Raw genomic sequence first — 19768 nt, forward strand, 5'->3', positions numbered from 1 at the left:
GGAAAATTCTGTGACAAAAACAGCCTTTCTATTTGCCGGACAAGGTGCCCAAAATCTGGGTATGGCCAGGGACTTATACGAGACCTATTCCCTTGTCAAGGAGACCTTTGATACTGCAAGTGATATTTTGGGATATGATGTCCGTGAGCTCATTGATAACGATGAGGAAAAGCTCAATCAAACACGCTATACACAGCCAGCTATTTTGACAACCTCCATTGCTATTTATCGTCTCTTAAAGGACCAAGGAATAGTTCCTGACGTGGTGGCTGGTCTGTCATTGGGAGAATATTCCGCTTTAGTGGCAGCAGGCAGCTTGACTTTTGAGGAGGCGCTTCGCTTGGTAGCTAAGCGTGGAGAGTTTATGGAAACAGCAGCACCAGCTGGTACAGGGAAGATGGTTGCGGTCATGAATACTCCAGTAGAAGTCATTGAGGAAGCTTGTCGTCAAGCTTCTGACAAGGGTTACGTTAAGCCAGCTAATTACAATACGCCTGCGCAAATTGTGATCGGTGGTCATGCAGCAGCTGTGGATCAAGCTGTTGAAAATTTGAAAGAGGCTGGTGCTAAGCGTTTGATTCCCTTAAAAGTATCAGGACCATTCCACACAGCACTCTTGGAGCCAGCCAGCCAGCAATTAGCCAAGGAACTGGAAACAGTGACTTTTGCTGACTTTAAGATCCCTCTGGTGGGTAATACTGAGGCCAAGGTTATGGCGAAAGAAAATATCAAGACTCTCCTGGCTCGTCAGGTTATGGAGCCTGTTCGCTTCTATGAATCCATTGAGACCATGAAAGATCTTGGCGTTACGAACTATATTGAAATCGGTCCGGGTAAAATCTTGAGCGGCTTTATGAAAAAAATTGATAAAACAGCTCCTCTAGCCCATGTAGAAGATGTATCCAGCTTTCAAGAATTATTAGAGAAAATAGGAGAGTTCTAATGGAAGTAACTAACAAGAATGTATTTATTACAGGTTCAACGAGAGGAATTGGTTTAGCTGTTGCCCACAAATTTGCCAGTCAAGGAGCGAATGTCGTTCTAAATGGGCGCTCTACTATCTCCAGTGAGATCTTAGATCAATTCACCTCTTATGGGGTTAAGGTTATTGCTATTTCAGGAGACGTCTCGGATCATGGCGATGCCAAGCGGATGATTGATCAAGCTACAGAGCAGCTAGGTTCCGTCGATATTCTGATCAATAACGCTGGTATCACTAATGATAAGCTCATGCTCAAAATGACAGAAGAAGATTTTGAGCATGTACTCAAAATTAACTTGACGGGTGCCTTCAATATGACCCAGTCTGTGCTTAAACAAATGACAAAAGCACGTCAAGGTGCTATCATCAATATGTCCTCAGTCGTCGGACTGATGGGAAATGTGGGTCAAGCGAATTATGCTGCATCAAAAGCTGGCCTAATTGGCTTTACGAAATCAGTAGCTCGTGAGGTTGCTGCAAGAGGCGTTCGTGTCAATGCTATTGCACCTGGCTTCATTGAATCTGATATGACAGATGCTATTCCAGAAAAGATGAAGGAAGCTATGATTGCCCAAGTTCCCATGAAGCGTATCGGGCAGGGAGAAGAAGTGGCTGATGTTGCCTTATTCCTAGCTAGCCAAGAATACTTGACTGGACAAGTCGTTGCCATTGATGGTGGGATGAGCATGTAAGGCTTGCTCCCCGCATAATATATAAGCTAAAAGAAATAAGAGGATAGATTTATGACTTTTAATCGTGTTGTTGTTACAGGATATGGTGTCACATCACCGATTGGCCATACGCCAGAGGATTTCTGGAAGAGTTTGGAAACAGGAGAAATTGGGATCAAGCCGATCACTAAATTTGATACGTCAGAAATCCCAGTTTATAACGCTGGTGAAATTCAAGATTTCCCATTCGATAAATATTTTGTCAAAAAAGACAAAAACCGCATGGATACTTATTCGCTTTATGCTATCTATGCAACAATGGAGGCTCTTGAAAATTCTAAACTTGATATGGATCAGGTTGATCGTGACCGCACAGGTGTTATCGTATCATCTGGTATCGGTGGTCTGCAAGAATTGGAAGACCAAATCATCCGCATGCACGAACGTGGCATGAAACGTATCCAACCGATGTTTATTCCTAAAGCATTATCAAACATGGCTGCAGGTAACATTTCGCTCAAATTAGGTGCTCAGGGTGTTAGTAAGTCAGTGACAACAGCCTGTGCTTCAGCCAATGATGCCATCGGTGAGGCTTTCCGTGAAATCAAATATGGTTTGCACGATGTGATGTTTGCCGGTGGTGCTGAAGCTTCTATTACTAAGATTGGTATTGGTGGTTTCAATGCCTTGACTGCCCTTTCTACGACAGAAGATCCAACTCGTTCAGCTATTCCATTTGACAAAGATCGTAATGGTTTCGTTATGGGTGAGGGAGCTGCTGTTTTGGTACTTGAAAGTTTGGAGCATGCTCAAAAACGTGGCGCAACCATTTTAGCAGAAATCGTTGGTTATGGTGCTAATAATGATGCCTACCACATGACAACACCAACGCCGGATGGAACAGGTGCTGCCAAAGCTATGCGTTTGTCACTGAAAGAGGCTGGTATTACACCAGATCAAGTTGGTTATGTCAATGCACACGGTACGTCAACACAAGCCAATGAAAAGGGTGAAAGTGCTGCCATTGTAGCAGTCCTTGGTAAAAACGTCCCTGTATCATCTACTAAATCCTTCACAGGTCACCTTCTTGGTGCTGCTGGTGGCGTTGAAGCGATCGCAACAATCGAAGCTATCCGCCACGGATTCTTACCGATGACAGCTGGAACTAAAGAATTGTCAGAAGATATTGAAGCAGATGTTATCTATGGACAAGGTCGTAAGGCAGATATTGAGTATGCCATCTCAAATACCTTTGGCTTTGGTGGTCACAATGCTGTTCTCACCTTCAAGCGCTGGGAGGACTAATTCAAAATGATTATTTCAGAAATCAAAGACTTAATGAGTCAATTTGATCAATCTAGCTTACGTGAGTTTGCTTATCAAAACAATGGGGAATCTCTTGTTTTAAGCAAAAATACAGCAACAGTCCCAGTGGCACAGATGCCATCGCAAGCCCCTGCCCTAGATTCTTCAGTAACGGCGTCAGCTGGACAAAAAGAGCTATCTGCTACAGCTACTGAGGTAGCCACGCCTGCTGCCAAAGAAGCTGAGGCTGCACCTGCAGAAGGAGAAGTTGTAGAGAGTCCACTTGTTGGTGTTGCTTATTTAGCCCCGGCCCCTGATAAACCAAACTTTGTCTCTGTTGGGGACTCAGTCAAAAAAGGCCAAACCTTAATGATTATTGAAGCTATGAAGGTTATGAATGAAGTGCCTGCACCAAAAGATGGTGTTATCACAGAAGTACTTGTAGCCAATGAAGAAGTTGTTGAATTCGGAAAAGGACTGGTACGTATCAAATGATCGATATTACAAAGATTCGTGAAGCTCTTCCACATCGCTACCCAATGCTTTTGGTAGATCGGGTGCTTGAAATGTCTGATGATGAGATCGTAGCAATCAAGAACGTGACAATCAATGAACCGTTTTTCAATGGTCACTTCCCAGAGTATCCAGTGATGCCAGGTGTGTTAATCATGGAAGCTCTAGCACAAACCGCTGGTGTTCTAGAATTGTCCAAAGAAGAAAATAAAGGCAAATTAGTTTTCTACGCTGGTATGGACAAGGTTAAGTTCAAAAAACAGGTAGTACCAGGAGATCAACTAGTTATGACTGCTAAGTTTATCAAGCGCCGTGGTACGATTGCTGTAGTCGAGGCTAAGGCAGAAGTAGATGGAAAGCTGGCTGCCAGTGGTACCTTGACCTTTGCTATTGGAAGCTGATTGTCATATAGAATTTCGCAGTAATGAGAAATACATTAAAGAAGCGAGAGGTTCTCCCCTTGCTTCTTTAGTCGGTCATAGGCCACTAATAAGTTTGTTTGCCAGTTTGTTGCAAGAGCCATGAGCTAAGGCAGAGACTAGGCCTTACCTACAAAAATTTATGATTGCAGGAGAAAGGCAGAAAAATGTTTAAGAAAATTTTGATTGCCAATCGTGGTGAAATTGCTGTCCGGATCATCCGCGCAGCGCGTGAGTTGGGCGTTGAAACTGTAGCTATCTACTCGCAAGCAGATAAGGATGCCCTTCATGTCTTGCTGGCAGATGAGGCTATATGTGTTGGACCAGCACGTTCGACAGATTCTTACCTAGATATGAATGCTGTCCTATCAGCTGCTATAGTCACTGGTGCTCAGGCTATCCACCCAGGCTTTGGATTCCTCAGCGAGAACTCAAAATTCGCAACCCTATGTGAAGAGATGAATATCAAGTTTATCGGACCATCAGGAAATGTCATGGATAAGATGGGCGATAAGATCAACGCCCGTGCTGAAATGATCAAAGCCAACGTCCCTGTCATCCCTGGATCAGATGGTGAGGTTGTCAGTGCTGAAGCAGCTTTGGAAATTGCTGATAACATTGGCTACCCTGTTATGCTTAAAGCCTCTGCTGGTGGTGGCGGTAAGGGAATCCGTAAGGTAACAGGACCAGAGGAATTGGTTCCAGCCTTTGAGTCAGCTTCTCAAGAAGCTCTCGCCGCTTTTGGCAACGGTGCCATGTATATTGAAAAAGTCGTCTATCCAGCCCGCCATATCGAGGTTCAGATTATGGCAGATAGCCACGGCAATGTCATTCACCTAGGTGAGCGTGACTGCTCCTTACAGCGCAATAATCAAAAGGTTCTAGAGGAAAGCCCGTCTATTGCCATCGGTGCAACCCTTCGTCAAGAAATGGGAGATGCTGCTGTACGTGCTGCTAAAGCCGTTGGTTATGAAAATGCAGGGACTATCGAATTCCTTTTAGATGAGGCAACAGGACAATTCTTCTTCATGGAGATGAATACTCGTATTCAAGTTGAGCATCCAGTCACAGAGTTTGTCACAGGTGTTGATCTCGTGAAAGAGCAGATTCGTGTAGCTTATGGTCAGGAGTTGGCCTATAAGCAAGACGATATCCAGATTAAAGGACATGCTATCGAGTGTCGGATTAACGCTGAAAATCCTAAGTTCAATTTTGCCCCAAGTCCCGGTAAGATCACAGATCTCTATCTACCAGCAGGTGGCGTAGGGATGCGTGTAGATTCTGCTGTTTATAATGGTTATACTATTCCGCCTTACTATGATAGTATGATAGCTAAAATTATCGTCCATGGAGATAACCGCTTCGATGCGCTTATGAAGATGCAACGAGCCCTCTATGAATTAGAAATCGAAGGCGTTTTGACCAATGCGGATTTCCAATTGGATCTGATTTCAGATGAAAATGTTATCGCTGGTGATTATGATACCTCTTTCTTGATGGAGACGTTCTTGCCCGCTTATAACAAGGAAGACTAGGAGGTAATATGGCACTGTTTGGAAAAAAGGATAAATACATTCGTATTAATCCCAATCGCTCCTTGCGTAAGACCCAGGAGGTTCAGCCAGAAGTTCCAGATGAGCTGTTCTCAAAATGTCCAAGTTGTAAACACACTGTCTATCAAAAAGATATGGGAAATGAGAAAATTTGTCCTAATTGTGGTTATAATTTTCGCATCAGTGCTGTTGAACGTCTGGCCTTGACAGTTGATGAGGACAGTTTTCAAGAGATGTTTACAGGAATTGAGACCAAAGATCCTTTGAAATTTCCCGGCTATCAGGATAAATTGAATCAGGCTAAAGAAAAAACAGGTCTAGATGAAGCTGTCTTGACTGGGAAGGCCAAGATTGGTGGTCATCCCGTTGCTCTTGGGATTATGGATTCAAACTTTATCATGGCCAGTATGGGTTCTGTGGTTGGTGAGAAGATCACCCGTCTCTTTGAGTATGCGACTGAGCATCGCTTGCCTATCGTCCTCTTTACAGCATCCGGTGGTGCTCGTATGCAAGAAGGAATCATCAGCTTGATGCAAATGGCCAAGATCTCAGCAGCTGTTAAGCGCCATTCAAACACAGGGCTGTTTTACTTAACGATTTTAACGGACCCAACTACTGGTGGTGTCACGGCTAGTTTTGCTATGGAAGGGGATATTATTATCGCTGAGCCCCAAACGCTTATCGGTTTTGCTGGTCGCCGTGTCATTGAAACAACTGTTCGTGAGCAGTTACCTGATGATTTTCAAAGAGCTGAATTTTTGCTTGAGCATGGTTTTGTAGATGCTATTGTCAAACGGACTGAGATGAAAGAGACAATTGCTGATCTGATCGCATTTCATGGAGGTGTCAAATGAGTGATGTTGCCCGTATATTGAAAGAAGCCCGTGACCAAGGACGACTGACAGCTCTTGACTATGCAGCTCAAGTTTTTGATGACTTTATGGAGCTTCATGGTGATCGCCACTTTGCAGATGATGGTGCTGTTATTGGTGGCCTCGCTCGTCTAGACGGCCGACCTGTAACAGTGATTGGTATTCAAAAAGGTAAGAACTTACAAGATAATCTTAATCGTAATTTTGGTCAACCCAATCCAGACGGTTACCGTAAGGCACTTCGGTTGATGAAGCAAGCTGAAAAATTCGGTCGCCCAGTGATTACTTTCATCAATACAGCTGGTGCTTATCCAGGAGTAGGTGCTGAAGAACGTGGTCAGGGAGAAGCGATTGCTCGCAATCTTATGGAGATGAGTGATCTCAAAGTTCCCATTATTGCTATCATTATTGGTGAAGGTGGCTCTGGTGGTGCCCTTGCCTTGGCCGTAGCTGATAAAGTGTGGATGTTGGAGCACACTATTTATGCTATCCTCAGCCCTGAAGGCTTTGCTTCTATCCTTTGGAAAGACGGTTCCCGTGCGACAGAGGCAGCAGAGCTGATGAAGTTGACTGCCGGTGAATTGTATAATATGGGAATTGTCGATAAGGTTATCCCTGAGCATGGCTATTTCTCAAGTGAAATTATTGAGATGATTAAAACTAACCTCATTAAGGAAATCAATCAATTAAGCCAACTACCAGTTGAAGAGATGCTAGATCAACGCTATCAACGTTTTAGAAAATATTAATAAAAGTAGCCCCGTTAGGGGCTTTTTAGCTATAATAAAAAGAGGATAGTAAACATGTACCAAGAAATAAATGATTATTTGAATTACCAGGGCTTTAAATATATCAAGCCTGAAAAAGCAGGCCCCCTAGCTAGTGAGATGATCAAGCTCAAACAGCTGGGACAAAATGCCCGATCAGAATTTACAGGTATTGCTAAATATCTAGCAGATAAAGTAACCCCTTTTGAAATGACCCGAGTCAGTAACTGGGCTAATCAAGCTCAAGTCGCACGGCCGCGTTTTTGGTGCTATTTCAAGCAGCCTCAGGACAATCCATATGATGTTGGCTTGGCTATCCGCCTCTATGGTCACAAGGATAACTTTGGCATCTCGGTAGAGGTCAGCTTTGTTGAACGCAAAAAATCAGAAGATACCTTATCCAAACAAAATAAGGTCTTGACAGTACCAATCACTGAACCGCTTTACTATTTTGCTCAAGAAAATGGTCATAGCTATCTAGTCGATGGAACAGAAGAAAATAGGATAATGCTAAAGAAACAAGTAACCTCTGGACAGGTTCGTAAAGTTTTAGTTAAATATGATATTCCAATAACAGTTGATCTAAGGAGTGAGCAATTGACAGAACTGCTAGCTAAAGGATTTGAGAAATTATTACCTTATTATAATGTCACAAAATAGGCTTTCTGAATACCTTTAAACTCTGTAGAAAGTATCAATTGGACTGCTTATCTATTGTTTTTGTAAATCAAAAGAGATGTCGTTACCAACCTTTGAAAACGCTTGCGTTTTTAGAGGTTCTATGGCAACATAGTACATATAGATGGTAATATTTAAAGTTTTAGTCTTATTATCTTTGATGCTTGTAGTTTCTATTAGTGTAGTCAATGCAGGAACTGATCCTTATTGGGAGAGGCAAAAGCAGTTGAATCATTGGGCAGCTAAAGTACCAGGAACTTTTGAAACTAAAGTTCGTAAAGCTATCTTAAGGAGACATCCAAAGTTAAGCTCCAAAAAAGTATAGGGTACGTTGGCACCAAAAAATAAATCCCGGCGGTAGGTATGGGATGAGTCAGAATGGATCTGCCGTAGGTTTTTATTGCGAAAATTAGGAGGTGAAAATAAGATGTCTACCATAGTTGATATTTTACTTGCTTTCACAGATTTTATTGCTACTGTTCTTGGTATAAACCACCAAGATGGTAAGTGATGGCAGATAAGATCTTAAACTGATGATGCTCATCACAAATGATTATACTCTTGCTTCATGATCTAATTGATTGATATGGACTAATTATAGCTATGATCAAAAGTTAGAAAAGTTGGAGGCTTTGAAAAATTTTAAAAGAAAAAACGAGTCTGGGACAAAAGTCCCAGACTCTTACGTTTAATGCTATGATAGCGAAGAGAAATCAGTAACTTCAACATACTGATTTCTGGCTCACTCTTATTACAATTTATGGCTTGATAACCTCAACACCACCCATGTATGGACGAAGGACTTCTGGAATAGTGACAGAACCATCTTCATTTTGATAGTTTTCCAGAATGGCTGCGACGGTACGTCCAACAGCTAGTCCTGAACCATTGAGCGTGTGGAGCAATTTGACTTTGCCATCGGCTTCATCACGGTAGCGGATCTGTGCACGACGAGCTTGAAAATCTTCTGTATTTGAGCACGAAGAAATTTCACGGTAAGTATTTTGCGCTGGAATCCAGACTTCAAGGTCATAGGTCTTGGCAGCTGAGAATCCCATATCGCCTGTGCAAAGAGTGATGACACGGTAGGGTAACTCTAATTTTTGAAGGATATTTTCAGCATTAGCTACCATTTTTTCTAATTCATCATAAGAATTCTCTGGTTTAGAAAACTTCACCATTTCAACCTTGTGGAATTGGTGAAGACGGATCAAGCCACGTGTATCTCGTCCGGCAGAGCCAGCTTCTGAACGGAATGATGGACTCATAGCAGTAAATTTGATCGGCAAATCTTTACCATCAACAATCTCATCTCGGTAGAAGTTGGTCAAAGGAACCTCAGCTGTTGGAATAAGAACATAGTCGGAATCAGCTAACTCAAAAGTATCTTCTTTAAATTTTGGATACTGACCAGTACCAAACATAGAGTCGTGATTGACCATATAAGGAGGAATCATTTCGGTATAGCCCTCTTTAGAGTGCTCATCCAACATAAAGTTGTAGATAGCCCGCTCCAGACGTGCCCCTAATCCTTTGTAAAAGAGGAAGCGTGATCCAGTGACCTTGGCCCCACGTTCCCAATCAAGGATATTGAGATCTTCTCCCAGATCCCAGTGAGCCTTGATTTCAAAATCAAAATCACGTGGATTGCCCCAGCGACGCACTTCGACATTATCATCTTCGTCAGCACCGACAGTGACATCATCAGCAGGAATATTGGGAAGTGTTGTGATGAACTCAGTGACCTTGTCATCAATTTCTGAGAGTTCCTGATCAATAGCCTTGATATCGGAAGCCACCTTTTGCATAGTTGCAATTTGATCCGTAGCATCTTCCTTATTGCGCTTAGCCTGTGCAATAGCAGCAGAAGCAACATTTCGCTCAGCTTTTAGTTCTTCAGACTTGACGATGAGATCACGGCGTTTGATATCAAGTGCATGAAGATCTGATAAAGTTTCCTGAGCAACCCCACGACTGGCTAGCTTTTCAGCCACAGTGTCAAAGTCAGTACGAATGCGTTTTAAATCTAACATAAGTCCTTCTTTCTAAATAAAAAGCACAGCTAGTATAGCGTTGGAGTGCCCCTGGGGCACGGTTCCATCCAACTTCACTAGCTGTGCACTTAATTGCTATTTAATTGAATTAATAACGGTAGAATTTCGACCAAGCCACTTTATCTGCTCGCAACCCCCGCAGACTTTCTGAAAAAGCAGACTGACCTACTTATCCGTCACCAGTTATTATAGCGAAATTAGGCTAAAAAGTAAACCAAGACCAAGTATTGCGATGAAAAAAGAAGAATGATTGGATAAAAGAATCTAAAAACTAGTAAGTTTTAGTGCCACTAGTTTTAAATCAACGACGAGAAAGTAAATTTTTTAGATATTTAGTTAGCTTTTGAAGTAGGGTTGGTAACCTGACAATTTTATCATCACCTAGTTTTTCACGAGCAATCTTTAAAATCTTGCCAGAGTCCTTGGATGCAAAAAGAAAGGTACCTTCTTCTGTAAACACCTGAAAGTGACGACTGATTTTACGTCCATGGACATTAGCGCCAATTTTGCTAATCGTTGACCAAGGGATTTTAATATAGTCCTCAGGATTATTGTCTCTATAGAACTCTAAAGCTTTATCACCAATCAAAAAATCCCCTACTTTATTGTCCATGCCACGATAAAAGACACCTGAGGTAGAAAAATCAACACTAGTATTGAATGAAAGAGCCATAAAATATTTCCTATTAGTTTTTTTATATCATATTATAATAAAAAGAGGACCTACGCCCTCTTTGATAGATACTTACATCAATTTAACAAGGTGAGCAAGAACACCGATGATAAAGAGACCAATAATCATAAAGATAGGGGAAACTTTCTTCTTGAGTAACCACATGCACAGCAGAGTAAGGAGAAGTCCAGCAAAGCCAGGAATCAATGCGTCTAATTGTCCTTGTAATGATTGTGGTTCCTTTTGAGTCAAGCTCAAACCATCTTTCACATGAGCCAGAATTTCCTGTAGCTGTCCACTATTGATAGTTTCCTTAGATTCTGGGAATTTGATGTAAGCCCCATCTTGGAGAAGTTTATCAGGGAGTGGGAGGGTGAATTTTACAGTTACCCAACGTTCAACCAAAGCCGCTAAGATAAACATTCCAAGAATAGAAGCACCCTTGGTAATTTTTTGAAGAAGTCCACCGGACAAATCCTTAGTAATTTCAGAACCTGCTCTATAACCGAATTCTTGAGTATACCACAAGAAGGCCATACGAATGATGTTCCAACCAAGGAAGAAAATGATCGGACCGAGAATATTGCCGGCTGATGCTAGTGAAGCTCCAAGAGCACCTAGAATAGGGCGGACAGTAAACCAGAAAACAGGGTCACCGATACCAGCCAAAGGCCCCATCATACCGATTTTAACACCTTGAATAGCAGCATCATCGATTTCAGAACCATTAGCTTTTTCTTCTTCAAGAGCTAGAGATACCCCTAGAATAGGAGAAGCTACATAAGGGTGAGTATTGAAGAATTCCAAATGACGCTCAAGAGCGGCAGCTTGGTCTTCTTTAGTAGTGTAAAGCTTTTTAATAGCAGGGATAAGTGCGTAAGCCCATCCCAAGTTTTGCATACGTTCGTAGTTCCATGATCCTTGAAGGAAAGTCGAGCGCCACCAAACTTTACGACGATCAGATTTTGATAATTGAATTCTTTCTGACATTGTATTGCTCCTTTCTAGTAATCTTCCAAGATATCGCCGATTGGGTCTCCAGAACCACCAGAAGAACCAGCTGATCCGCCACCTTTACCAGCCATATCTGAAAGGTTGAGATAGATAAGAGCAAAAGCGACCCCAATTGTACCGAGAGCTATCAATGTAAAATCAGTAACTGCTGCAAAGACAAAGCCAAGAGCAAAGAATGGCCAAGTTTCACGAGTTGCCATCATATTAATAACCATGGCATAACCTACAGCGACAACCATACCACCGCCGATAGTCATACCATCGGAAAGCCAATCGGGAATAGAATTCAACATAGCCTGAACATCCTCGGTACGAAGTGCTAGAAGAAGGCCAACAGGCACAGCAATACGAAGACCTTGCAGAAGAAGAGCTGTAAAGTGAGCACGTTCTACCCCAGCAATATTACCATTTTTAGCGGCAGCATCAGCACCATGAACAATACCAACAGAGATTGTACGTACTAGCATTGTTAGAGCGAGACCTGCAACAGCCAATGGAATAGCAACACCGTAGGCAATAGTAATACCTTTTTGAGTGAAGTCGTTACCTTTGACCATAATGACAGATGCTGCAGTAGATGCAAGAGCGATATCGGGCGCAACAGCAGCTCCGATATTTGCCCAACCAAGAGCAAGCATTTGTAGTTGTCCACCAAGCATTATACCAGCAACAGGATGACCAGTTGCAAGACCGATCAAAGTACATGACACCAAGGGTTGGTGGAATTGGAATTGGTCCAAGATACCATCAAGCCCTGCAAAGAAGGCGATGATAAGGACCAAAATAATTGAGATAATTGACATTATTTTAGTTCCTTTCCTATTTATTGAACATTTGCTTTATCGATAAGATCGAACAAGTCTTTCTTAGAATCATTCGGAACTTTACGAACATCGAACTCAACACCTAGATCACGCAACTTTTCAAAGGTTGCAACATCGTCTTTATCCATAGATAAGACATTATTAACCATCGTTTTTCCAGTTGAGTGAGCCATGGATCCGATATTCAGTTCCTTGATTGGAACTCCACCTTCGATAGCTTGAAGTGCCTCCTGTGGAGTTTCAAACAAAATGAGAGCATGCGTGTTACCAAAGCGTGGATCTTTAGCAGCCTCGATCAATTTCTTGATCGGAACAACATTAGCCCTAACACCATTTGGTGCTGCTTGCTTAATCAAATTTTTACGAAGATCATCCTGTGAAACTGCGTCAGATGCGACGATAATGCGATCAGCTTTAGAGAAGGGTGTCCAGTTAGTAGCAACTTGACCATGCAACAAGCGTGTGTCAACACGTGCGAGATTGATCTTAAGCTTACCATCGCCAATAACTGTTCCCTCAGGAATCGCTCCTTGAGGGCTAGCACTTTCAGCTGCTTGAGGAGCTGCCTCCTCAGCAGGACTGAGTTCTTCTGGAAGCGGCTTGATGCCTTCTTTAGCTTCCTTGATAATGTTAGCTGCGACAGCTTCAACCCCTGCATCCGCTGCCATGAGACGCTCTGTATAGGCCTGTATCAACATTGGCAAGTTGAGACCTGTAAGAATAGCCATTTTGCGCTCAGGATTATCTCCCATGATCCGGCTGGCTTGGTTGAAGGGTGAACCAGACCATAAATCAGCCAAGACCAAGATCTCATCGTCATCATCAAACTGAGCGATAGCCTCTTGGAAGTGGCTGTATAGGTCGTCCGGCCCTTCGTTTGGCATGAAAGTAACAACCTGAACCTTTTCTTGCTCACCGAAAATCATAGAGCCAGATTGGTGGATACCTTCAGCAAACTTACCGTGGCTGGCAATAATAATACCGATACCCATTCTTGAATTTCCTCCTTATTTATAATAGTCGTAAAGATTCGCCATAATCTCATGACAACTTTTCTTTTTGAACCTTAGTGACGGTCAAGAACATTCTAATTGTAAAACGCTTTCAAAAAAATGTCAAGACAATTTGTAGGAAAAATTCTGATATTTTCAAAAATTACCATTTTCTACCAATTAATGACAAATTTGAACTGGTGGCAAGAGAGAAACTAGCCAGCTACTGAGTCAAAAGTTTATAATAAAACCAAAAAGACTGGGCGATTTTTTGCCCAGTCTCATAGCTGTAAGGTGTTATCGTCTTTTAACCAATGCCTTAAAGCGATGCTTTAAAATACTTCCAACGCTACTAGCCTTTCTCAAGCTTTCACGTGGGATATGTTGCTGAATCGCCTTCAGAGTTGCTCGACTATTGCGACTGGCAAAGCGCATAACACCATCGTGTTTAGTACGAATTTCAAAACGTGGAATATAGCGATTGCCGAAATAGGTGTCAGCGACTACATAGGTGATCTCATCCCAAGGAATTTGAATATAATCTTGTAACTTGGTGTCATTGTAAAACTCAAAGGCCACATCACCAACCATAATATTGCCATAGATTGGACCATTGCGGAACCAAGTCCCTTTGGAGGTAAGATCCATTTTTGAATTGAGTGATTTAACCATGTAGTATCTCCGCCTGATTACAAGACATTAATAGCGTGAAGTGCAATAGCAAGAACAAAGATTCCAATGATAATGACAATTGGAGAAACTTTTTTCTTGAGTAGGTACATACACAAGAAAGTCAGACCAAGGGCAGCAAGACCAGGGATCAATTGATCCAAGTTATCTTGTAAAGTAGTGACTTTATTAACATCTAAAGCCTTACCTTTACCTAAGTCATATTGGATCAATGCCTCTTTAATTCCCTTAGCACCAGAAGGGATTTTATCCCAATGAATATAGGCATCGTCTTGTTGTTTAACAGTGGAAACAATAGGTGTGAAGTTAATAGTAACCCAACGTTCGATAAGGGCACCGATAACGAACATACCCATCATAGAAGCGCCACGTGTCACCATCTGGAGAAGGTTTCCTGATAAGTCATCAGTAATTGTTGTACCTGCCCTGTAACCAAATTCTTGGGTATACCATTTGACAACTGCTGCCATGATGTTCCAAAGAACAAAGAAAAGAATTGGACCGATGACGCTACCTGAAATTGCCAAGCTAGCTCCAAGGGAAAGGAGGATTGGACGAAGGGTGAACCAAAAGAGTGGATCACCTGCACCAGCCAAAGGTCCCATCATACCGATTTTAACCCCAGAGACAGCGGCATCATCAACTTTGGCACCGTTAGCTCTTTCTTCTTCGAGAGCTAAGGTTACTCCAAAGATTGGGTTTGCCATAAAGGGATGTGTGTTGAAGAATTCTAAGTGGCGTTTAAGAGCGGCAGCACGATCTTCTTTTTTAGTGTAGAGTTTTTTGATCGCAGGGATAAGTGTATAAGCAACCCCACCATTTTGCATCCGCTCATAGTTGAAGGAGCTAAGCAGGAAGTATGAACGCAAGAATGTTTTGATACGATCTCTTTTTGTTAATGTAATTTTATTATCAGCCATAGTATTTTCTCCTCAATTAAAAGTCCTCAAGAATTTCACCAAGCGGATCACCTGAGCCACCACTGTTTGAAGAACCGTTTGAACCGCTACCTTCAAGGGCAAGGAACAAGACAGCTAGACAGACACCAATGATACCCAAACTGATCAAGGTCAACTCACTAATAGCGGCAAGTGCAAACCCAAGGAAGAAGAAGGGCCAGACTTCACGACTAGACATCATATTGATAACCATGGCATAACCGACAGCTACGACCATACCACCACCGATAGTCATTCCATCTTTGAGTAACTCAGGCATAGACTCGAGTCCTTTTTGCACGGTTTCGACTGGGATAAGCATCAAAAGAAGAGCTGGGATTGCCACACGCAGACCTTGAAGAGTCATACCGATGAAGTGCCATCTTTGGATAGCAGCTATGTCAGCCTCTTCAGCATGACTATCCATAATGTGAGCGATGAAGACCGTTGCTGTACGGACAAGCATAGTCAATCCAAGACCCGCAACAGCCAAAGGAACAGCCAAGGCGATGGCTGGACCAATTCCCTTAGCGCCTTCACCACCAAGGATCAGAATAATAGCAGAAGCAACACCAGCTAGTGAAGCATCGGGAGCCATAGCTGCCCCGACATTAGCCCAGCCCATGGTAATCAATTGCAAGCTACCACCGAGCATAACACCGAGCTCTAAGTGCCCTGTTACCAAGCCGATCAAAGAGCAGGCAACAACAGGTTGATAAGTTTCAATCTGGTCATTAACTGAGCTACAACCGACGATAAAGGCAACAATAACGACTAAAATAATTTGTATTGTACTCATTTATGTATCCTCCGGATTATTAGTTTTCTGAGAGTTTCTTTTCAGCAGATGCGACAAGTTCATCAATGTTGGCTGGACTATCACTTGGGACACCGCGAACGTCAAATGTCACACCCAGTGACTGCAATTCCTTGATGGCATCTACATCGGTTTGATCAAATGACAAAGCCTTAGTAACATTAACTTTACCGTCCTTGTAGGCAGATGAACCAAGGTTGATTTCCTTGACATCGACCCCAGCTTTGACAGCAGTCAGTGCATCTTCCACAGATTCAAAGAGAAGCATGGCACGTGTGTCCCCGAACCGAGGATCATTGTTAGCTTTAACCATATTTTCTACAGGGATAACATTAACACGAACGCCACTTGGGGCAGCCTGCTTGATCATATTTGAACGCAAGGTATCACGACAAACAGTGTCTGATACAACAATGATCCGATCCGGATTAGTTGAGCGTGTCCAGCCGGTTGCAACCTGACCGTGCAGCAAACGTGTATCAACACGTGCAAGCACGTACTCAATTTTACCATCACCCAGAACGGTTCCTTCAGGGATAGTTCCCTGAGGAGCTGAACTTTGAGCAGAAGGCTCAGAAGCAGAAGGTTCGTCCGGTGTCAGTTCGCTAGGAAGAATCTTAACGCCTTCTTTCGTTTCCTTGTAAATATTGGCGACAACAGCCTCAACTCCTGCATCCCCAGCCATCATTCGCTCTGTATAAGCCTGTATCAACATTGGCAGGTTGAGACCCGTCATGATGGCCATCTTGCGATTAGGTGTTTCCTCCATGACACGACTGGCTTGGTTGAAGGGAGATCCAGACCACAAATCAGCCAAGACCAAGATGTCATCGTCATCATCAAATTGAGCAATAGCCTCTTGGAAGTGGCTGTATAGGTCGTCCGGCCCTTCGTTTGGCATGAAAGTAACAACCTGAACCTTTTCTTGCTCACCGAAAATCATAGAGCCAGATTGGTGGATACCTTCAGCAAACTTACCGTGGCTGGCAATAATAATACCGATACCCATTCTTAAAATTCCTCCTTTAAATTATTTCCATGGGATTCCTCACAATCTCCGAATTAATAACCTTTTCGCAGAACCCTATAGGTATTTAAGAACATTATAATTGTAAAACGCTTACAGATTTTTGTCAATATAATTGTCAGAAAAATATGAAAATTAGCAAAAGCCACCAAGATTTTACAGGGACTATTCCAATATTAAGACAGTAAAAAAGTCGAGAACGATAAGATTCTCGACTTTTGATAGATTTTGATAGATTTACAGGAACAACTCCTCTAACTGGCGAGCCACACCGTCTTCTTCATTGGTAAATTTAGTAACAAAGTCCGCATAGGGCAGTAAGATCTCATTAGCATTTTTCATAGCATAACTGCTGGAAGCGAGTGCTAGCATTTCTGTATCGTTGTGCTCATCTCCAAAAGCTATCAGATCACCAATGTCGGCGTTCAGTTCCTTGAGAAGGTGCTTAAGTGCAAAAGCTTTATTGACCCCCTTAGGTGAGAATTCCAAGATATTCATAGGACCACCCCAAGAATCGACTTCGACTTGATGGTCGAAATGCTGGCGGATTTGATCAGCCAGTTCATATTTATCTTGGGCACGTGTTTGCATGAGTAGGGCGTTAGGATCTCGTGTGATTTTTTCTGGAATGAGAGCCATCTGATCAATAATGGCTGGTACACCAAAAATCTCAGGGGGAATGCGATCACGATTATCCATGGTAATATAGAAGTTTTTACGGTACTCGCTGGCAAGAAAATCAATTTCAAAGGCTTCGTAGTTCTTAAGTGTCTCGAAAAGATAGTGTTTATCCACCTTGATATTGAGTTCCCCTGACCATTTGGTTTCAGGGATATGGGTGAGGGCGCCATTGAAGTTGATCATAGGGCCGGTGTGCCCCAGCAGATCATAGATCCCCTTAGCCATACGATAAGGACGGCCAGTAACAATGACAATCCGGTGACCCTGTGCTTCGATCGCTTTTAGAGTAGATAAGGTATACTCAGAGATAGTATTGTCGCTTTTAAGCAGTGTTCCATCTAAATCAAGTGCAATAATTTTCTTTGTCATAGAGTCATTATAACAAAAAAATGCCTAAAAAACTGGATGGCTTCAGCACCTGATCTGTAGGGACCAGCCAAAGTGAAAATCCTAAGAAAGTGCTTGACAAAAATAAAATAGGATCCTGCTTTTTCCTGCTCATTGTTAAGGAGAAAATGGGAAAAAGCAGAGTTGAGGGAGGGGGTAATAAAAAACAGTAGTTGTTTTCCGAACGATTATAAGATATAATGTAATTATCGTTCTAAATTAGTGCTGATGAACGGTGAAGTAGTAGAAAGGATGTTTCCACAAAATGGAAAAATTGTTCAAATTAAGAGAGCATGGTACGGATGTTCGTACTGAAATCACGGCAGGTCTAACTACCTTTTTTGCCATGTCTTATATCCTCTTTGTCAACCCAGCTATGCTGAGCCAAACTGGTATGCCCCAACAAGGTGTTTTCTTGGCCACTATCTTAGGTGCGGTAGCTGGGACCCTGATGATGGCTTTTTATGCTAATCTTCCCTATGCTCAAGCACCGGGAATGGGACTCAATGCTTTCTTTACCTACACAGTGGTTTTCTCTCTAGGTTACAGCTGGCAGGAAGCTCTAGCTATGGTCTTTATCTGTGGCGTCATTTCTCTGGTTATTACCCTGACTAAGGTTCGCAAGATGATTATAGAATCTATTCCTAGCCAGATCAAATCAGCAATTTCAGCCGGTATCGGCGTTTTCTTGGCCTATGTTGGGATTAAAAATGCAGGCTTGCTCGAGTTCGCTATTGATCCAGGTAAATATACCGTCTCTGGTAAAGGAGCTGACAAAGCTCTGGCTTCAATCACTGCTAACTCTGGTGCTACGCCTAGCTTGGTGGCATTTAATTCTCCAGCTGTGATTCTGGCTTTGCTTGGTCTGCTGATTACCATCATCTTTATTGTTAAGAAAATACGTGGTGGTGTCATTCTTTCCATTGCCCTAACAACTCTTATCGGTATTGCTATAGGTGTGGTCGATCTCGGTACTGTGGACTGGCATGCTGCAAGTTTGGGACAATCCTTTAAAGACTTACAGAGTGTTTTTGGAGCTGCTTTGAGTAGCAAAGGACTGGGAGCCTTATTTGCTGATCCTTCTCGTCTGCCAGGTGTGTTTATGGCTATTCTAGCCTTCTCATTGACGGACATCTTCGATACCATTGGAACCTTGATTGGGACAGGTGAAAAGGTTGGTATTGTTGCCACAACTGGAGATAATCATGAATCCACTGGACTTGACCGTGCCCTTTATTCAGATCTTGTTGGGACAACAGTTGGAGCTATTGCAGGAACCTCAAATGTGACAACCTATGTGGAGTCTGCCGCAGGTATTGGAGCTGGAGGTCGTACAGGGTTGACAGCGTTGGTGGTAGCAGCCTTATTTGCTGTCTCAAGTATCTTCAGTCCCTTGATTTCTATTGTTCCTAATGCTGCAACTGCACCAATTTTGATCATTGTTGGTGTGATGATGCTGTCTAATCTAAAGAGTATCAAATGGGACGATATCTCTGAGGCAATTCCAGCCTTCTTTACGTCAATTTTCATGGGCTTTGCTTACAGTATCACCTACGGGATTGCTGCTGGTTTCCTGACCTATACGCTCGTGAAAATCATTAAAGGAGAAGCTAAAGAAATTCATGCCATCCTTTGGATTTTGGACATCCTCTTCATACTCAATTTTGTCAGTCTAGCCATTCTTTAGTATAGTTTAAGCACAAGAATAAGGGGCGGTAATCGATAATGCTAAAATGTGGATTTCCTTAGCTCTCTTATTTTAAGGTCCTGCCCGTAGCTTAAAAATCATCCATAAACTGTACAGAAGCAGTTTTCAGGATTTTGTAGCTACCTTAACCAAATATAGAAAAAAGCTGAGAATTTTTATCTCAGCTTTTTGTTTGTATAGTTAATGAAGAAATTTTCAGATTT

The 19768-nt window shown here is 42.5% G+C and carries 21 protein-coding genes; 11 read left to right on the forward strand and 10 right to left on the reverse strand.

Annotation, left to right across the window (positions count from 1 at the left end; translation table 11 throughout):
* Positions 1 to 10: 10 nt before the first annotated feature.
* From fabD to AC4HAI_RS05340, 10 genes are all read left to right on the forward strand, one after another.
* Complete coding sequence (gene fabD / locus AC4HAI_RS05295) at positions 11 to 943, forward strand: ACP S-malonyltransferase (RefSeq protein ID WP_491079353.1); 933 nt, start codon at positions 11 to 13, stop codon at positions 941 to 943.
* A complete protein-coding gene (gene fabG / locus AC4HAI_RS05300; RefSeq protein WP_491079352.1) occupies positions 943 to 1674 on the forward strand; it encodes a 3-oxoacyl-[acyl-carrier-protein] reductase in 732 nt (243 codons plus the stop codon). Before fabD ends, fabG begins: the two co-directional genes overlap by 1 nt.
* Before the next feature lie 51 nt (positions 1675 to 1725).
* The gene (gene fabF / locus AC4HAI_RS05305; RefSeq protein ID WP_491079351.1) at positions 1726 to 2958 is read left to right on the forward strand and encodes a beta-ketoacyl-ACP synthase II; all 1233 of its coding nucleotides are present in this window, start codon (positions 1726 to 1728) and stop codon (positions 2956 to 2958) included.
* A 33-nt stretch (positions 2959 to 2991) separates the two neighbouring features.
* A complete protein-coding gene (gene accB, locus AC4HAI_RS05310; protein ID WP_491110768.1) occupies positions 2992 to 3453 on the forward strand; it encodes an acetyl-CoA carboxylase biotin carboxyl carrier protein in 462 nt (153 codons plus the stop codon).
* The gene (gene fabZ, locus AC4HAI_RS05315) at positions 3450 to 3872 is read left to right on the forward strand and encodes a 3-hydroxyacyl-ACP dehydratase FabZ (protein WP_491079349.1); all 423 of its coding nucleotides are present in this window, start codon (positions 3450 to 3452) and stop codon (positions 3870 to 3872) included. The genes accB and fabZ overlap by 4 nt, the downstream gene beginning before the upstream one ends.
* A 185-nt stretch (positions 3873 to 4057) precedes the next feature.
* Positions 4058 to 5425 carry an acetyl-CoA carboxylase biotin carboxylase subunit gene (locus AC4HAI_RS05320; protein ID WP_491079348.1) on the forward strand — a complete coding sequence of 456 codons (1368 nt, stop codon included), beginning with the start codon at positions 4058 to 4060 and terminating at the stop codon, positions 5423 to 5425.
* Between the two features lie 8 nt (positions 5426 to 5433).
* Entirely contained in the window at positions 5434 to 6297 is an 864-nt protein-coding gene (gene accD, locus AC4HAI_RS05325; RefSeq protein WP_491079347.1) for an acetyl-CoA carboxylase, carboxyltransferase subunit beta, read from the forward strand.
* The gene (locus AC4HAI_RS05330; RefSeq protein WP_491079346.1) at positions 6294 to 7064 is read left to right on the forward strand and encodes an acetyl-CoA carboxylase carboxyl transferase subunit alpha; all 771 of its coding nucleotides are present in this window, start codon (positions 6294 to 6296) and stop codon (positions 7062 to 7064) included. Before accD ends, AC4HAI_RS05330 begins: the two co-directional genes overlap by 4 nt.
* 54 nt (positions 7065 to 7118) lie before the next feature.
* Positions 7119 to 7742 (forward strand): HI_0552 family protein, encoded by a 624-nt coding sequence (locus AC4HAI_RS05335; protein WP_491079345.1) that lies wholly within the window; start codon positions 7119 to 7121, stop codon positions 7740 to 7742.
* Positions 7743 to 7884: 142 nt separating this feature from the next.
* A complete protein-coding gene (locus tag AC4HAI_RS05340) occupies positions 7885 to 8085 on the forward strand; it encodes a hypothetical protein (protein WP_491110726.1) in 201 nt (66 codons plus the stop codon).
* A 433-nt stretch (positions 8086 to 8518) separates the two neighbouring features.
* Here AC4HAI_RS05340 and serS read toward each other — a convergent pair whose 3' ends face one another.
* The 10 genes from serS to AC4HAI_RS05390 form a co-directional block, all read right to left on the reverse strand.
* Complete coding sequence (serS, locus tag AC4HAI_RS05345; RefSeq protein ID WP_491079344.1) at positions 8519 to 9793, reverse strand: serine--tRNA ligase; 1275 nt, start codon at positions 9791 to 9793, stop codon at positions 8519 to 8521.
* Positions 9794 to 10115: 322 nt separating this feature from the next.
* A complete protein-coding gene (locus tag AC4HAI_RS05350; RefSeq protein ID WP_491079343.1) occupies positions 10116 to 10487 on the reverse strand; it encodes a DUF956 family protein in 372 nt (123 codons plus the stop codon).
* 72 nt (positions 10488 to 10559) lie between these two features.
* Complete coding sequence (locus AC4HAI_RS05355) at positions 10560 to 11477, reverse strand: PTS system mannose/fructose/sorbose family transporter subunit IID (RefSeq protein WP_491079342.1); 918 nt, start codon at positions 11475 to 11477, stop codon at positions 10560 to 10562.
* Between the two features lie 14 nt (positions 11478 to 11491).
* Positions 11492 to 12304 (reverse strand): PTS mannose/fructose/sorbose transporter subunit IIC, encoded by an 813-nt coding sequence (locus AC4HAI_RS05360; RefSeq protein ID WP_491079341.1) that lies wholly within the window; start codon positions 12302 to 12304, stop codon positions 11492 to 11494.
* 20 nt (positions 12305 to 12324) lie between these two features.
* Positions 12325 to 13317, reverse strand: a complete 993-nt coding sequence (locus AC4HAI_RS05365; RefSeq protein WP_491079340.1) for a PTS sugar transporter subunit IIB — start codon at positions 13315 to 13317, stop codon at positions 12325 to 12327.
* 297 nt (positions 13318 to 13614) lie between these two features.
* Positions 13615 to 13989, reverse strand: coding sequence for a DUF956 family protein (locus tag AC4HAI_RS05370; RefSeq protein WP_491079339.1), 375 nt, complete (start codon positions 13987 to 13989; stop codon positions 13615 to 13617).
* A gap of 17 nt (positions 13990 to 14006) precedes the next feature.
* A complete protein-coding gene (locus tag AC4HAI_RS05375) occupies positions 14007 to 14927 on the reverse strand; it encodes a PTS system mannose/fructose/sorbose family transporter subunit IID (RefSeq protein ID WP_491079338.1) in 921 nt (306 codons plus the stop codon).
* A gap of 16 nt (positions 14928 to 14943) precedes the next feature.
* Positions 14944 to 15744 carry a PTS mannose/fructose/sorbose transporter subunit IIC gene (locus AC4HAI_RS05380; protein ID WP_491079337.1) on the reverse strand — a complete coding sequence of 267 codons (801 nt, stop codon included), beginning with the start codon at positions 15742 to 15744 and terminating at the stop codon, positions 14944 to 14946.
* Between the two features lie 19 nt (positions 15745 to 15763).
* Complete coding sequence (locus tag AC4HAI_RS05385; protein ID WP_491110727.1) at positions 15764 to 16771, reverse strand: PTS sugar transporter subunit IIB; 1008 nt, start codon at positions 16769 to 16771, stop codon at positions 15764 to 15766.
* Between the two features lie 255 nt (positions 16772 to 17026).
* The gene (locus AC4HAI_RS05390; protein WP_491079335.1) at positions 17027 to 17839 is read right to left on the reverse strand and encodes a Cof-type HAD-IIB family hydrolase; all 813 of its coding nucleotides are present in this window, start codon (positions 17837 to 17839) and stop codon (positions 17027 to 17029) included.
* Between the two features lie 283 nt (positions 17840 to 18122).
* On the opposite strand from AC4HAI_RS05390, the gene AC4HAI_RS05395 reads away from it, so the two are divergent.
* Positions 18123 to 19544: an NCS2 family permease gene (locus tag AC4HAI_RS05395; RefSeq protein ID WP_491079334.1), complete on the forward strand. Its 1422-nt coding sequence runs from the start codon at positions 18123 to 18125 to the stop codon at positions 19542 to 19544.
* Positions 19545 to 19768: the final 224 nt, after the last annotated feature.

It is taken from the genome of Streptococcus sp. ALY_208, assembly GCF_058314295.1.

Excerpts from the sequence above, each read along its gene's own strand:
- fabG (WP_491079352.1), top strand. The coding sequence starts at position 943 with ATGGAAGTAACTAACAAGAATGTATTTATTACAGGTTCAACGAGAGGA.
- fabF (WP_491079351.1), top strand. The coding sequence starts at position 1,726 with ATGACTTTTAATCGTGTTGTTGTTACAGGATATGGTGTCACATCACCG.
- accB (WP_491110768.1), top strand. The coding sequence starts at position 2,992 with ATGAGTCAATTTGATCAATCTAGCTTACGTGAGTTTGCTTATCAAAAC.
- fabZ (WP_491079349.1), top strand. The coding sequence starts at position 3,450 with ATGATCGATATTACAAAGATTCGTGAAGCTCTTCCACATCGCTACCCA.
- AC4HAI_RS05320 (WP_491079348.1), top strand. The coding sequence starts at position 4,058 with ATGTTTAAGAAAATTTTGATTGCCAATCGTGGTGAAATTGCTGTCCGG.
- accD (WP_491079347.1), top strand. The coding sequence starts at position 5,434 with ATGGCACTGTTTGGAAAAAAGGATAAATACATTCGTATTAATCCCAAT.
- AC4HAI_RS05330 (WP_491079346.1), top strand. The coding sequence starts at position 6,294 with ATGAGTGATGTTGCCCGTATATTGAAAGAAGCCCGTGACCAAGGACGA.
- AC4HAI_RS05335 (WP_491079345.1), top strand. The coding sequence starts at position 7,119 with ATGTACCAAGAAATAAATGATTATTTGAATTACCAGGGCTTTAAATAT.
- AC4HAI_RS05340 (WP_491110726.1), top strand. The coding sequence starts at position 7,885 with ATGGTAATATTTAAAGTTTTAGTCTTATTATCTTTGATGCTTGTAGTT.
- serS (WP_491079344.1), bottom strand. The coding sequence starts at position 9,793 with ATGTTAGATTTAAAACGCATTCGTACTGACTTTGACACTGTGGCTGAA.
- AC4HAI_RS05350 (WP_491079343.1), bottom strand. The coding sequence starts at position 10,487 with ATGGCTCTTTCATTCAATACTAGTGTTGATTTTTCTACCTCAGGTGTC.
- AC4HAI_RS05355 (WP_491079342.1), bottom strand. The coding sequence starts at position 11,477 with ATGTCAGAAAGAATTCAATTATCAAAATCTGATCGTCGTAAAGTTTGG.
- AC4HAI_RS05360 (WP_491079341.1), bottom strand. The coding sequence starts at position 12,304 with ATGTCAATTATCTCAATTATTTTGGTCCTTATCATCGCCTTCTTTGCA.
- AC4HAI_RS05365 (WP_491079340.1), bottom strand. The coding sequence starts at position 13,317 with ATGGGTATCGGTATTATTATTGCCAGCCACGGTAAGTTTGCTGAAGGT.
- AC4HAI_RS05370 (WP_491079339.1), bottom strand. The coding sequence starts at position 13,989 with ATGGTTAAATCACTCAATTCAAAAATGGATCTTACCTCCAAAGGGACT.
- AC4HAI_RS05375 (WP_491079338.1), bottom strand. The coding sequence starts at position 14,927 with ATGGCTGATAATAAAATTACATTAACAAAAAGAGATCGTATCAAAACA.
- AC4HAI_RS05380 (WP_491079337.1), bottom strand. The coding sequence starts at position 15,744 with ATGAGTACAATACAAATTATTTTAGTCGTTATTGTTGCCTTTATCGTC.
- AC4HAI_RS05385 (WP_491110727.1), bottom strand. The coding sequence starts at position 16,771 with ATGGGTATCGGTATTATTATTGCCAGCCACGGTAAGTTTGCTGAAGGT.
- AC4HAI_RS05390 (WP_491079335.1), bottom strand. The coding sequence starts at position 17,839 with ATGACAAAGAAAATTATTGCACTTGATTTAGATGGAACACTGCTTAAA.
- AC4HAI_RS05395 (WP_491079334.1), top strand. The coding sequence starts at position 18,123 with ATGGAAAAATTGTTCAAATTAAGAGAGCATGGTACGGATGTTCGTACT.